The organism is Nonlabens tegetincola (assembly GCF_002954355.1).
In the GTDB taxonomy this organism is placed as follows: Bacteria; Bacteroidota; Bacteroidia; order Flavobacteriales; family Flavobacteriaceae; genus Nonlabens; species Nonlabens tegetincola.
In genome coordinates this window covers 1-14,920 of record NZ_MQVV01000010.1, presented here as the reverse complement: position 1 = coordinate 14,920, position 14,920 = coordinate 1, and the positions used below count along the sequence as shown (strand labels likewise).

General features: G+C 35.8%; 13 protein-coding genes and 1 pseudogene. 6 read left to right on the top strand and 8 right to left on the bottom strand.

Annotation, left to right across the window (positions count from 1 at the left end):
- The first annotated feature begins 95 nt into the window (after positions 1 to 95).
- Both BST93_RS00540 and BST93_RS00535 read left to right on the top strand, forming a co-directional pair.
- A complete protein-coding gene (locus BST93_RS00540; protein ID WP_105017695.1) occupies positions 96 to 896 on the top strand; it encodes a phage tail-like protein in 801 nt (266 codons plus the stop codon).
- Between the two features lie 142 nt (positions 897 to 1,038).
- Positions 1,039 to 2,607, top strand: a complete 1,569-nt coding sequence (locus tag BST93_RS00535) for a glycoside hydrolase family 16 protein (protein ID WP_105017694.1) — start codon at positions 1,039 to 1,041, stop codon at positions 2,605 to 2,607.
- A gap of 43 nt (positions 2,608 to 2,650) precedes the next feature.
- On the opposite strand, the gene BST93_RS00530 is transcribed toward BST93_RS00535, so the two are convergent.
- Together BST93_RS00530 and polA are read right to left on the bottom strand one after the other, a co-directional pair.
- Positions 2,651 to 3,580, bottom strand: a complete 930-nt coding sequence (locus tag BST93_RS00530) for an alpha/beta hydrolase (RefSeq protein WP_105018121.1) — start codon at positions 3,578 to 3,580, stop codon at positions 2,651 to 2,653.
- A gap of 17 nt (positions 3,581 to 3,597) precedes the next feature.
- The gene (gene polA / locus BST93_RS00525; RefSeq protein WP_105017693.1) at positions 3,598 to 6,447 is read right to left on the bottom strand and encodes a DNA polymerase I; all 2,850 of its coding nucleotides are present in this window, start codon (positions 6,445 to 6,447) and stop codon (positions 3,598 to 3,600) included.
- A gap of 110 nt (positions 6,448 to 6,557) precedes the next feature.
- Between polA and BST93_RS00520 the strand changes: the two genes are divergently transcribed.
- Both BST93_RS00520 and BST93_RS00515 read left to right on the top strand, forming a co-directional pair.
- Positions 6,558 to 7,802, top strand: coding sequence for a metallophosphoesterase (locus BST93_RS00520; RefSeq protein ID WP_105017692.1), 1,245 nt, complete (start codon positions 6,558 to 6,560; stop codon positions 7,800 to 7,802).
- Between the two features lie 44 nt (positions 7,803 to 7,846).
- Complete coding sequence (locus tag BST93_RS00515; RefSeq protein WP_042276304.1) at positions 7,847 to 8,143, top strand: thioredoxin family protein; 297 nt, start codon at positions 7,847 to 7,849, stop codon at positions 8,141 to 8,143.
- A gap of 1 nt (position 8,144) precedes the next feature.
- Here the strand turns inward: BST93_RS00515 and BST93_RS00510 are convergent, their stop codons facing one another.
- Positions 8,145 to 8,762, bottom strand: a complete 618-nt coding sequence (locus BST93_RS00510) for a polysaccharide deacetylase family protein (RefSeq protein WP_105017691.1) — start codon at positions 8,760 to 8,762, stop codon at positions 8,145 to 8,147.
- A gap of 2 nt (positions 8,763 to 8,764) precedes the next feature.
- Positions 8,765 to 10,669, bottom strand: coding sequence for a hypothetical protein (locus BST93_RS00505; RefSeq protein ID WP_219843729.1), 1,905 nt, complete (start codon positions 10,667 to 10,669; stop codon positions 8,765 to 8,767).
- A 161-nt stretch (positions 10,670 to 10,830) separates the two neighbouring features.
- Here BST93_RS00505 and BST93_RS00500 point away from each other — a divergent pair, with 161 nt between their 5' ends.
- Complete coding sequence (locus BST93_RS00500; RefSeq protein WP_181072517.1) at positions 10,831 to 12,780, top strand: hypothetical protein; 1,950 nt, start codon at positions 10,831 to 10,833, stop codon at positions 12,778 to 12,780.
- Between the two features lie 2 nt (positions 12,781 to 12,782).
- Complete coding sequence (locus BST93_RS00495; RefSeq protein ID WP_105017691.1) at positions 12,783 to 13,400, top strand: polysaccharide deacetylase family protein; 618 nt, start codon at positions 12,783 to 12,785, stop codon at positions 13,398 to 13,400.
- Position 13,401: 1 nt separating this feature from the next.
- On the opposite strand, the pseudogene BST93_RS00490 reads toward BST93_RS00495, so the two are convergent.
- The 4 genes and pseudogenes from BST93_RS00490 to BST93_RS14420 form a co-directional block, all read right to left on the bottom strand.
- Positions 13,402 to 13,697, bottom strand: a pseudogene (locus tag BST93_RS00490) (thioredoxin family protein).
- Between the two features lie 44 nt (positions 13,698 to 13,741).
- On the bottom strand, positions 13,742 to 13,933 hold the full coding sequence (locus tag BST93_RS14430) for a hypothetical protein (RefSeq protein WP_258150452.1): 192 nt from the start codon (positions 13,931 to 13,933) through the stop codon (positions 13,742 to 13,744).
- Between the two features lie 17 nt (positions 13,934 to 13,950).
- Entirely contained in the window at positions 13,951 to 14,286 is a 336-nt protein-coding gene (locus tag BST93_RS14425) for a metallophosphoesterase family protein (RefSeq protein ID WP_258150451.1), read from the bottom strand.
- Positions 14,271 to 14,920, bottom strand: a 650-nt coding sequence (locus BST93_RS14420) for a metallophosphoesterase (RefSeq protein WP_373420724.1), incomplete at its 5' end; no start/stop codon positions are given. The genes BST93_RS14425 and BST93_RS14420, both read right to left, overlap by 16 nt.

The window sequence follows — 14,920 nt, the reverse complement described above, 5'->3', positions numbered from 1 at the left end:
TCGATTAAAAACAATGGTTAACAATTGATAATTATTTTTTTTGTCCTTTCGTCTATAGAAACTTTATTTGCGTTGATTTTAAAAGAAAACGTATTATGAAGTCCCTAAAAATTCTATTTTTTCTAGTTCCTTTTGTTGTTTTTTCTCAAGTTGGTCTTAATACTAGTTCACCAGAAGGAGTGCTCGATATAGTTTCTTCCAATACGGGTGTTTTATTACCTAGAATAGCGCTTTCATCCAATACGGATAACACTACTATAATAAATCCTAATGGAGGTCCTATCGCCGATGGTACTATTGTTTACAACACAGGAACAGGCGGTTTAACACCTGCAGGAATTTTTATTTTTGAAAGCGGTAGTTGGGCACTTATGACTACAGATAGAGAAAAACAAATTCACTTTGGAACAATAACAATAACAAGCAGTGGATCAGTATCTGTTACAGGTGTAGGATTTGAGCCATCTAGTGTTGAATTTGTTGCGATAAATAGGGTGCAAACAGCTAACGAAGGAGCGTCTCGATCTAGTCAAAATAATAGCAATGATATTAGAATGGCTGGTGGAATGACAACTGGTTTTGCCCAAAATAATGGTGGTACCATAGATCAATATGCAATGGCAACTGGTTTGAGTGGCTCCAGTATAAATAACATTGGAACTTATTCTTCTACTAACCATTGTTTTGCCGCATTATTTGTAAATAATAATGGAGAGCCTATTCACGATAATGGATCAGCTACTGGCGGTACAGATGCTCAAGAAGGCTTGATAAGAGCCTCAATGACTTCTTTTGATACCGATGGATTTACGATTAATGTAGATAGATTCCTTGCGGGATCTAGCACTAATAGTAGAGAGAATCAGATCGTGGTAATGTATAAAGCTTATAGATAGACTTATATAAATCTATGATTTGAGTTGAAGCATGTTTATTTGAAGAAAAAAAGTAAGGAAAAGTAAATAGTAGCACCTCTGTATAGTTTTTGTAGAGGTGGTAAATAGGTGTCGTGTATGCTGGTTCAGTTACATTTGATACATGAAAATTTATAGTCTTTTCTTCTTTATTATAGGATTTTGTTGGTCCAATAGCCAGCAATTACCGTTAGATTTTGAAAACAATTCTTTTCCTTTTTCTTCGTTTTCGGGATCAGGATTTTCCTTTAGAGGTGATCCTTCACAAGCAGGTAACCAAGTGGGTGAATTTTTCAATAATGGTGCTGCTGCTTATCAAGGGTTTTTTATTGATTTAGGAACACCTGTAGATTTAGATAACGATCCAAATCTATCTCTGAGATTTTATGCCTTTGATCCAAATAGTCACAACATTATAGTAAAACTTGAGAATGGAATAAATACTGATATTGAAGTCAGTACAACAGTAGTTAATTCTCAAAATTCTTGGGCAACACTCAATTTTGATTTTTCAAATGCTACAGAAACTGCTACAGGAAATACAGTTACTGGAACGGGTACTTACAGTCGGATAACCTTGTTTATCGATGGTGGTTCCTTAACGCCTGGAACCTACCTCATAGACGATATCGATAACAATGCTGTCGTATCTCCACCACCTAATCCTATTGATGTAGTCTATACAGATCTTGTCTGGTCAGATGAATTTAATACACCTGGTTTCAATAACCCTGTTGATCCAACAAAGTGGTTTCATCAAACACAAATGATTACTCCAACAGGATGGGCAAACGGCGAGATTCAGCACTATACAAATCGATTAGATAATTCTTATGTAGAAAATGGAATGCTGCATATAGTTGCAAAAAGAGAAAATTTTACTGATCAAGGTGAGACGAAACAATATACTAGTGCTAGATTGAATTCTAAGTTTGCGTTTACTCATGGTAGAGTAGACGTAAGGGCTAAACTACCAATTGGTGATGGTACGTGGCCAGCTATTTGGATGTTAAGTAAAAATATAAATGAAGATGGTGGTTATTGGGACAGCCAGTTCGGTACAACTAATTGGCCTTTGTGTGGGGAAATCGATATTATGGAACATGGATTAGGGCCGGTAAACCAAGTTTCTGCGGCCTTACATACAAATTGTTCAGGATGTTTTGGAGCAACCATGAATTATCAGCCGTTTATGTTATCAGATGTTGCAAATACGTTTCATATATATTCGGTAAACTGGTCGCCACAACAAATAACGTTTCTGATAGATGATGTTCCTTTTTATACCTATAACCCTACTATACGCAATGTCGATACTTGGCCATTTGATGCAGATCAATATTTATTATTGAATGTAGCCATGGGTGGTATTGCTGGAACGGTAGATCCTAATTTTGTGCAAAGTGATATGCAAATTGACTATGTACGTATTTATCAAAATGTGCTATCACTAGATGATGAATCTAGTTATACCTTAAAATTATATCCAAACCCTGCAAAAGAAAGGATTATCATAACATCTTCAAAAACCATAGATGAGTTATATATTTTTGATATGATGGGAAAACAGGTTTATTTCAATCAAAATAATATAGGAACTATTGATGTTTCTCAATTAAGTAATGGAACTTATTTACTTAAGGCAAGAATAGATGATATTGTTATAACCGATAAAGTTATTATTCATCACTAATAAACAGGTGTGTCAAAAAAATCACGTTCTATTTATTAGGTAACTATTGAAAAAGAAATTCTAAAGGGATAATAACCCTATCTCTCCAAGCATTTTCGCTGTGATTCTCTCCAGGGAAGTATCCCGTTCTCCAATTTTTAGCAGTGTAACCTTTCTCTTTAACAATGAAATCAACCTCTTTTTGAATCTCTGGATATAGGGCATCCAAAGTTTCATCACCACAGTCAAAATATAATTTGTGTGTAGCTGGATCTGGAAGATTGTTTTTTAAGTATTGTTTGAAGGCGTTTGGAATAGGATTGTTTTCCAAAGTAAACGTTCCAGGCCAGTGAGTTGAAAGACATGCAGCACCTCCAAAAACTTGTGGATATTCACATAGAGCATACATAGAAATCAAGCCACCCATACTGCTGCCTGCAATAAAGGTGTTGTCTTTATCTGTATAGGTATTGAACATCTCATCAATGTGAGGTTTTAACTCACGCACTATGAATTTCAAATAATTATCCGAAGTTGGAGTAAAGCTAGATTCAAGAGGAACATGCGACTGTTTTAATTGTTCGCTTACAATATTTCTTTCATCTTCAGTAAGCATTTCAAAAGGTTTTTGTGGGAAATAATCACTATGTCTAGTTTCACCACCATTCCAAATACCTACAATAATAAATTCCTTTGAACATGCATCTCTCTTATAGAGTTGACGTGCAGCCTCATCCATTTCCCATGACTGTTTATTCCACGATCCTTCAGCATCGTATAGCATTTGACCATCGTGCATGTATAAAACTGAATACCTTTTATTATTAGAATAATCATCTGGCAACCATATATCAATATTCCTAGCTGTAACGTAATTTGATTTAAAATCAGGAATTCGTTGAATACTACCTTGGGATACCTCTGGTAAATCCTCTTGAGAATGAGTACACGATAAACTCATCAAAGTAATTATTAAGATAAAAGCTGTTTTCATCGAGATCTTTTTTTGACTTAATGCGCCTCTAACCAATCATTTCCTAAACCAACTTCAACATCTAGAGGTACACTCATTTTATAGGCATTTTCCATTTCTGTTTTAATGAGTTTTTTCATGTTTTCTAATTCATCATCATGAATATCAAAGACTAATTCATCATGCACCTGAAGTAGCATTTTTGATTTGCAATTTAATGCTTCAAACTTGTTGTGAATATTGATCATGGCTAACTTAATGATGTCAGCAGCACTACCTTGAATAGGTGCGTTCACTGCATTTCGTTCAGCAGCGCCTCGAACAACAGCATTAGAACTATTTATATCCTTCAAGTAGCGTCTACGACCTAACACAGTTTCTACATATCCATTCTCTCTAGCAAAGTCGACTTGTTCTTGCATGTATGCTTTTAACTTAGGATAAGTTGCGTAATAGGTGTCAATAAGTTCTTTAGCTTCACTACGAGATAAATCTGTCTGATTGCTTAAGCCAAATGCACTTACCCCATAAATAATCCCAAAGTTCACTGTCTTTGCGTTACTACGTTGCTCACGGGTAACATCTTGAATAGGAACATTAAATACCCTTGCTGCTGTACTGGCATGAATATCTTCATTGTTTTGAAAAGCTGCAATCATGTTTTCCTCTTCACTTAATGCTGCAATAATGCGCAATTCAATTTGGGAGTAATCAGCCGCGACAAGCCTGTAATTTTCATTGCGTGGTACAAAAGCCTTACGCACTTGTCGGCCACGTTCAGTACGTATAGGTATGTTTTGTAAATTAGGATCTGTGGAGCTTAATCTTCCCGTTGCAGCTACAGTTTGCATGTAGTTAGTGTGTATGCGTTTCGTTTGTTGATTCACCTGATTAGGCAATGCGTCTACATAGGTTGATTTAAGTTTAGTGAGTCCTCGGTATTCTAAAACATTGGCAACAATTTGATGATCTTTAGCTAGATAACTTAGTACATCTTCTGCAGTAGAATATTGTCCTGTTTTAGTTTTCTTCGGCTTATCGACAAGTTTCATTTTGCCAAATAGTATTTCTCCTAATTGTTTAGGAGATCCTATGTTAAATTCTTCACCTGCAATTTCATATATGTTGGATTCTAACTGGGCTATGTCTTCTGTTAGCTTTCGCGAAAGCGTATCTAAATAATCGCAATCAAGATTTATACCTTCAATCTCCATAGCAGCAAGCACCTTCAAAAGTGGCATTTCTATTTCATGAAATAACTTATCAGTACCAGCGGCAGCTAGTTCTTTGATAAAAAATTCCTTAAGCTGGAACGTGATGTCTGCATCCTCTACGGCGTATTCTTTTACTTTATCCAAATCCACGTCGCGCATGGATTTTTGATTTTTACCTTTCTTTCCAATTAATTCGGTAATACTTTGTGGCGTATAGTTCAAGTAGGTCTCTGCTAGGACATCCATATTGTGACGCATGTCAGGATTAATTAAATAGTGCGCTAGCATAGTGTCAAACATAGGGCCCTTTACTTTAACCTCATATTTGTCTAGTACTTTAATATCGTACTTCAAATTTTGTCCAACTTTTTCAATCTGATCAGATTCAAAAAATGGTTTTAACTGCTGTAATAGTTCTATGGCTTGTTCTTGATCCTCTGGAAAAGGTAGGTAATAACCCTTACCTTTTTCCCATGAAAATGCAATTCCTACTAGTTGAGCTATTAAAGGATCAAGTCCTGTGGTTTCAGTATCAAAACAAACGCTGTTTTGATTCATTAAGGTCTGAATAAATAATTTTGTCCCCATTCCAGGCTGCACGATCTGGTACAAATGATCGGTGGTTGAAAGTGTATTACGACCAGTGGCATCAGCCTCTGCAGCGGTACCTGATCCTGGTGTAGAAAACAAATCAAATTGACCACTTGATGAACTGGTGCTGTTATCAGACGGTGTTTTTTTATTGTCTTCTTTGTAATTAACACCAGGGACATTATCTGGAGCAAATATTTTGGCTAGTGTTTCTTTGGCACGACGAAATTCCAATTCATCAAAAATCTCATGAACTTTCTCAACATCTGGATCATCTAGTGTGTATTTACTTGCGTTAAATTGAACAGGACAATCCAATTTAATGGTTGCAAGCTGTTTTGAAAGAAAACCTAATTCTCTATTAGCTTCTACTTTTTCTTTCATTTTACCTTTAAGTTGATCAAGGTTTTCATAAAGTCCTTCCATGGATCCATAGGCCTTAATAAACTTTTTTGCAGTTTTATCTCCTACTCCAGGTAACCCTGGAATGTTATCACTGGCATCACCCATCATTCCTAAATAGTCGATTACTTGTTCAGGTCGATCTACTTCAAACTTTTTTTGAACTTCGGGAATGCCCCATATTTCTATCCCATTGCCCATGCGAGCAGGACGATACATGTAGATATTGTCAGAAACTAACTGTGCATAATCCTTATCAGGTGTTACCATGTAAACGGTAAATCCTTCTTTTTCGGCTTGTTTTGATAAAGTACCTATTAAATCATCGGCCTCGATACCAGCTTCCTCGATAATGGGAATATGCATTGCCTTTAATATTTGTTGTATGTAGGGTACGGCTATTTTAATTGCTTCTGGTGTTTCGTCACGATTAGCTTTATAATCTGCATATAGTTCGGTACGCTCTGCACTTCCTTCCTTGTCAAAGGCAACAGCTAGGTATTCTGGTTTTTCACGTCTTATAACATCAAAAAGGCTGTTAGTAAATCCCATTATGGCACTGGTATCCATGCCTTGTGAATTGATTCTAGGATTTTTAATAAGAGCATAATATCCTCTAAAAATTAAAGCATAAGCATCTAGTAAAAACAGTCTTTTATCGTCGGTTCCGTCGTTCGTCATGATGAAAATTTGAGAAGGTTAAAGATAAAACTATATGCTAGGGTGAGCAAGAGCGCCGGCTTTAACTTTATCTTAATCCATAACCTGTTGTATTGGGTTAATTTAGCGCCATGAGATTTATATATATCATAGGTTTTTTCATTATTGTTGAAATTTATGCTTTTCAACTTATTCGAGTACTAGCTAAGGGTCATTGGTGGAAATGGGTATATCTAGCGGTATCAATACTTATTTTCCTAAACGTTGTTTTACAATTCTATTTATCTCCAGATCGCACTCAAGTAGTTCCAGTAAGAGATTTTGCAGTAACCTTATTTTTGGCTTTTCTAGCAGCCAAAACGGTCTTCTTACTCATCATGTTCTTCGAGGATATTGTGAGGATTGTAGAAGGTGTTATCTCGCTTTCGCGAAAGCATAATTCTACCGATCTAGAAGGAATGTCTGACGCTAGCTCATCTTTCCTGCCTAGCCGTCGTTCATTTATAGCCAAAACGGGACTAGCACTGGCTGCATTGCCTTTTGGAGCTATTTTATATGGAGCCTGGAAAGGGAAATACAATTATCAAGTACGTGAATATGAATTAAGTTTTGATGATTTACCCGAAGAATTTAATGGTTATAAAATTTCTCAAATAAGTGATATTCACGTAGGTAGTTTTGATGATAAGGATGAGGTAGCCTATGCCATTGACCTTGTAAATAAACAACAAAGTGATGTCATATTGTTCACAGGTGATCTGGTTAATAATGTGGCACGAGAACTTTATGGCTGGGAAGAAATCTTGGGAAGATTAAAGGCAAAGGATGGTGTGTTTTCTGTATTAGGGAATCATGATTATGGTGATTATGTGAATTGGGATAGTCAAAGTGAAAAGCGTAAAAATCTTGAAGAGTTATTCCAGATTCAAAAGAATATGGGATGGCGATTAATGATGGATGAAGCACATGAAATTAAGAGAGGTACGGATAGTTTACATATTGTAGGAGTTCAAAATTATGGTGGTGGACGTTTTCCTAAATATGGTAATCTAGACAAAGCTAGCGCCTCGTTGTCGGATTCTAGTTTTAAAGTTTTAATGAGTCATGATCCTAGTCACTGGGAATTACAAGTTAAAGATCATCCTAAAAAGTTTCATCTCACTCTAAGTGGTCATACTCATGGAATGCAATTTGGTGTTGAGATACCTGGTTTTTTTAAATGGAGTCCAGTGAGTTTTGTTTACAAACGATGGGCTGGTATCTATAAGGAATTAGATCAATTTTTAAATGTTAATCGTGGATTTGGTTTCATAGGTTATTCTGGACGTGCAGGAATTTGGCCAGAGATAACAGTGATAACCTTAAAACGTGCTTAATAGGGTAAAGTTTCTTATTTTTGATAAGATAAGGTGTACTTGATATGTCAAAATTTGGCGAGCTTATAAATACTGAAAAACCTGTTCTACTTAGTTTTTTTACCGAGTGGAATGAGGAATCACAAAGTATGCAGGATATTTTAAAAAATGTTGCTGCTACCCTTGGAGATCAGGCAAAAGTGATAAAAATCAATGTCGATAAGAATGTCGAGTTGTCCAATGCCCTACGTATTAAAACCTTGCCTACTTTTATTCTTTATAAGTCTGGTGAGATGATGTGGCGTCAAAGTGGAATACAAGATGGAAATGCTCTTGTTACCCTATTACAACAATACTCTTAAATTAAAGAGTCGCTGTTTCCCAGCCGTTGTCCTTCACGTATTGTAAATATTCGGGAAGCACTTGTTTCAACATTTCTAGAAATTTGTCACTGTCATGAAATACAATAATACTTCCGTTTTTAGTATGCTTTTTTAACTGTTTTAATACAACCGTCGGGTTTTGATTAACATCAAAATCTCCTGAAAGTACGTCCCACATTGTAATTTGATACCCTAGTTTTTTTAATGAGTTATAAGTAGATAACCCCAATTTACCATACGGTGGTCTAAACAACTTTGATTTAATAGAAGACTCTGCAAGCTTTACATTTTTAATGTATTGTTTGTCATTGGTTTTCCAACTATTTAAATGGTGTTGAGTATGATTACCTGTTTGATGACCACCATTTAATATACTGTCATAAAGATCAGGATGTTTAATTACATTATCTCCTACACAAAAAAAAGTAGCTTTCATTCCATAGGAATCTAAAAGCTCTAGAACATATGCTGTTGCATCTGGTTGTGGTCCATCATCGAAGGTTAAATAAACTTTTTTTTCTGAACGGCTTTTGTGCCAGGTACAACCTGGGAAAAGGGAAGTGACCCAATCAGGATTATGAAAGGGATACCATCTCATTTTTAATCCAGGCTATCTGACTTTGGAGTTTGTAAAGATTCAAGATCAGTATTTTCCTCGTTTATTCTTAGTAATTCTAGCATTGCACTATCGATTAACGCAGGATCTAAATCGTCGCTATTTGACGATATAGTATTTACAATACTTAATTTTTCTCTAGGATCATACTGTTTAGGGAATCGCATCATATATTCATTAAAAATATCAATTTGCTCAGTAGCAAATTTCATATCTTTTGCTAGAATAGCAGACTGTACAAGGTTTCTATACCTCTCAACAGCAGTAATAATTGCAATGCTTACATCTTCACCTTGATCGTCAATATTAAAGTTTTCATAGAACTCTAATTCATCTTGATATTTGGCAATTACTCTCAATAGTAAATCTCGTGCTTTTTCTCTTTTACCGATATTATAATAACCAGTCACAAAAGGTTCTATCATAGAATAATGGCCAAATAATTCTAAAGGCATTTTTTCCATTCCCAGGTCTAGGATTTCCTCAGCTTTATCTAGTTTGCCTTCTTCGGTAAGTGCGGTAGCTACTCGGGTAATGTTACTTCTAAACCCTACACTATTGCGTCTAGTTTCTACATCGTGTAAAACATCTGGATTACCGCTGTTACCCCATTTCCAACTTTTTAATACCTCATATCCATGATCAGCATCAACGCGACCCATTGAAAATGGATCTCTAGGGTCGTATTCTGATTTTATAGGTATTAGACGATAAGCGCAGCCATCTAATTGAAGATAATCTTTCATCCAAATATAGTCTTCGTCACCAAAGGCACCACCAGAAAAATAAATAGGTCGTTCCCAGTTATTAGCTGCAAGAATATCCAGCATGAACATTCTGTTTTTATATACATAATCACTGTCTAGTTCAATGATTATTTCGTCAACTATTTTATCAGCATCTTTTTCAGGTACCACACCATTAGCTAGTACAGCCTGCTTATTGACAGGAACTCGTATGAATTTACTAGGATAAGTATGCTCTTCATAAGGCCCGAATCGATCTTCCATGGTATAACGCTTGTTGCTGCGTACCCATGCCATCCAGTCTGTAATGTCCAGCGTATCTTTAAGGAATGCCTTAGGAGCACCCATTTCAACAGCTTTTTCTTTATCTAATGGTAATAAAACATCTCTAGTGCCATAGGTGTAATCGCTGTGTGATAAAGTGCTAGGAACTGGAGCGCTGTCCCATGCTTGCTTTTTCATATCATCCATATACCAGGCTGTGCTTAATAGGGAAGTACATACAACCCTAACATCAGTGCGATAATTCTCAACCTCTTGTAAATACCATAAAGGGAACGTGTCATTGTCACCTATTGTAAATATCATGGCATTAGGTAGGCAGCTATCTAAGTATTTACGCGCATTTTCTAAGGCAGAGTATTTTCCTGATCTATCATGGTCGTCCCAGTTTTGAACACCCATGAGTAAAGGTGCTGCTGCAAAACAAGCTACGAGTGAAACTAATTGTGCTGGCTTTGATTTTATAAGGTCTCTTAATCCTTCATAGATAGAATAAACTCCCATTCCTATCCACATAGAAAATACTAAAAAGGAACCTACATAGGCATAATCGCGTTCTCTTACTTGAAAAATGGCTTGATTAAGGTAAATAATTATAGCTATCCCGGTGAAAACAAAAAGTACTAGGGTAACATAAAAAGACTTTTTATCTTTTGTAAAATGAAATATAGCACCTAATAAACCTAGGATTAATGGTAAAAAGAAATAAGTGTTGCGTGCAGGATTATTTAACATGTCCTCACTTAACTCATCTTGATTACCTAGTCTGAATTCATCAATAAATTTAATTCCGCTTATCCAGTTACCATTAAATGGATCCCATTCTCCTTGAACATCATTCTGTCTTCCGGTAAAATCCACATGAAGTATCTTAAGTACATGTATGAAATTTGATAATTCAACATGTAATCTACGTTTTGAAAGAATCTGGTTTTGGAACTAACGAGTATATCAATGCATTGTAAGGTTTAAGAGATTATATTACTGTTTCAAAACCAGAGTTCTTTCAAAACGTAGATTACATGTTGAATTATCAAATTTCATACATGTACTTAAGATACTTCATGTGGAATTTTACCGGAAGACAGAATGATGTTCAAGGAGAATGGGATCCATTTAATGGTAACTGGATAAGCGGAATTAAATTTATTGATGAATTCAGACTAGGTAATCAAGATGAGTTAAGTGAGGACATGTTAAATAATCCTGCACGCAACACTTATTTCTTTTTACCATTAATCCTAGGTTTATTAGGTGCTATATTTCATTTTACAAAAGATAAAAAGTCTTTTTATGTTACCCTAGTACTTTTTGTTTTCACCGGGATAGCTATAATTATTTACCTTAATCAAGCCATTTTTCAAGTAAGAGAACGCGATTATGCCTATGTAGGTTCCTTTTTAGTATTTTCTATGTGGATAGGAATGGGAGTTTATTCTATCTATGAAGGATTAAGAGACCTTATAAAATCAAAGCCAGCACAATTAGTTTCACTCGTAGCTTGTTTTGCAGCAGCACCTTTACTCATGGGTGTTCAAAACTGGGACGACCATGATAGATCAGGAAAATACTCTGCCTTAGAAAATGCGCGTAAATACTTAGATAGCTGCCTACCTAATGCCATGATATTTACAATAGGTGACAATGACACGTTCCCTTTATGGTATTTACAAGAGGTTGAGAATTATCGCACTGATGTTAGGGTTGTATGTACTTCCCTATTAAGCACAGCCTGGTATATGGATGATATGAAAAAGCAAGCATGGGACAGCGCTCCAGTTCCTAGCACTTTATCACACAGCGATTACACCTATGGCACTAGAGATGTTTTATTACCATTAGATAAAGAAAAAGCTGTTGAAATGGGTGCTCCTAAGGCATTCCTTAAAGATACGCTGGACATTACAGACTGGATGGCATGGGTACGCAGCAACAAGCGTTATACCATGGAAGATCGATTCGGGCCTTATGAAGAGCATACTTATCCTAGTAAATTCATACGAGTTCCTGTCAATAAGCAGGCTGTACTAGCTAATGGTGTGGTACCTGAAAAAGATGCTGATAAAATAGTTGACGAAATAATCATTGAACTAGACAGTGATTATGTATATAAAAACAGAATGTTCATGCTGGATATTCTTGCAGCTAATAACTGGGAACGACCTATTTATTTTTCTGGTGGTGCCTTTGGTGACGAAGACTATATTTGGATGAAAGATTATCTTCAATTAGATGGCTGCGCTTATCGTCTAATACCTATAAAATCAGAATACGACCCTAGAGATCCATTTTCAATGGGTCGCGTTGATGCTGATCATGGATATGAGGTATTAAAAAGTTGGAAATGGGGTAACAGCGGTAATCCAGATGTTTTACACGATGTAGAAACTAGACGCAATAGTGTAGGGTTTAGAAGTAACATTACCCGAGTAGCTACCGCACTTACCGAAGAAGGCAAACTAGATAAAGCTGAGGAAATCCTAGACCTGGGAATGGAAAAAATGCCTTTAGAATTATTTGGCCATTATTCTATGATAGAACCTTTTGTGACTGGTTATTATAATATCGGTAAAAGAGAAAAAGCACGAGATTTACTATTGAGAGTAATTGCCAAATATCAAGATGAATTAGAGTTCTATGAAAACTTTAATATTGACGATCAAGGTGAAGATGTAAGCATTGCAATTATTACTGCTGTTGAGAGGTATAGAAACCTTGTACAGTCTGCTATTCTAGCAAAAGATATGAAATTTGCTACTGAGCAAATTGATATTTTTAATGAATATATGATGCGATTCCCTAAACAGTATGATCCTAGAGAAAAATTAAGTATTGTAAATACTATATCGTCAAATAGCGACGATTTAGATCCTGCGTTAATCGATAGTGCAATGCTAGAATTACTAAGAATAAACGAGGAAAATACTGATCTTGAATCTTTACAAACTCCAAAGTCAGATAGCCTGGATTAAAAATGAGATGGTATCCCTTTCATAATCCTGATTGGGTCACTTCCCTTTTCCCAGGTTGTACCTGGCACAAAAGCCGTTCAGAAAAAAAAGTTTATTTAACCTTCGATGATGGACCACAACCAGATGCAACAGCATATGTTCTAGAGCTTTTAGATTCCTATGGAATGAAAGCTACTTTTTTTTGTGTAGGAGATAATGTAATTAAACATCCTGATCTTTATGACAGTATATTAAATGGTGGTCATCAAACAGGTAATCATACTCAACACCATTTAAATAGTTGGAAAACCAATGACAAACAATACATTAAAAATGTAAAGCTTGCAGAGTCTTCTATTAAATCAAAGTTGTTTAGACCACCGTATGGTAAATTGGGGTTATCTACTTATAACTCATTAAAAAAACTAGGGTATCAAATTACAATGTGGGACGTACTTTCAGGAGATTTTGATGTTAATCAAAACCCGACGGTTGTATTAAAACAGTTAAAAAAGCATACTAAAAACGGAAGTATTATTGTATTTCATGACAGTGACAAATTTCTAGAAATGTTGAAACAAGTGCTTCCCGAATATTTACAATACGTGAAGGACAACGGCTGGGAAACAGCGACTCTTTAATTTAAGAGTATTGTTGTAATAGGGTAACAAGAGCATTTCCATCTTGTATTCCACTTTGACGCCACATCATCTCACCAGACTTATAAAGAATAAAAGTAGGCAAGGTTTTAATACGTAGGGCATTGGACAACTCGACATTCTTATCGACATTGATTTTTATCACTTTTGCCTGATCTCCAAGGGTAGCAGCAACATTTTTTAAAATATCCTGCATACTTTGTGATTCCTCATTCCACTCGGTAAAAAACTAAGTAGAACAGGTTTTTCAGTATTTATAAGCTCGCCAAATTTTGACATATCAAGTACACCTTATCTTATCAAAAATAAGAAACTTTACCCTATTAAGCACGTTTTAAGGTTATCACTGTTATCTCTGGCCAAATTCCTGCACGTCCAGAATAACCTATGAAACCAAATCCACGATTAACATTTAAAAATTGATCTAATTCCTTATAGATACCAGCCCATCGTTTGTAAACAAAACTCACTGGACTCCATTTAAAAAAACCAGGTATCTCAACACCAAATTGCATTCCATGAGTATGACCACTTAGAGTGAGATGAAACTTTTTAGGATGATCTTTAACTTGTAATTCCAGTGACTAGGATCATGACTCATTAAAACTTTAAAACTAGAATCCGACAACGAGGCGCTAGCTTTGTCTAGATTACCATATTTAGGAAAACGTCCACCACCATAATTTTGAACTCCTACAATATGTAAACTATCCGTACCTCTCTTAATTTCATGTGCTTCATCCATCATTAATCGCCATCCCATATTCTTTTGAATCTGGAATAACTCTTCAAGATTTTTACGCTTTTCACTTTGACTATCCCAATTCACATAATCACCATAATCATGATTCCCTAATACAGAAAACACACATCCTTTGCCTTTAATCTTCCCAAGATTTCTTCCCAGCCATAAAGTTCTCGTGCCACATTATTAACCAGATCACCTGTGAACAATATGACATCACTTTGTTGTTTATTTACAAGGTCAATGGCATAGGCTACCTCATCCTTATCATCAAAACTACCTACGTGAATATCACTTATTTGAGAAATTTTATAACCATTAAATTCTTCGGGTAAATCATCAAAACTTAATTCATATTCACGTACTTGATAATTGTATTTCCCTTTCCAGGCTCCATATAAAATAGCTCCAAAAGGCAATGCAGCCAGTGCTAGTCCCGTTTTGGCTATAAATGAACGACGGCTAGGCAGGAAAGATGAGCTAGCGTCAGACATTCCTTCTAGATCGGTAGAATTATGCTTTCGCGAAAGCGAGATAACACCTTCTACAATCCTCACAATATCCTCGAAGAACATGATGAGTAAGAAGACCGTTTTGGCTGCTAGAAAAGCCAAAAATAAGGTTACTGCAAAATCTCTTACTGGAACTACTTGAGTGCGATCTGGAGATAAATAGAATTGTAAAACAACGTTTAGGAAAATAAGTATTGATACCGCTAGATATACCCATTTCCACCAATGACCCTTAGCTAGTACTC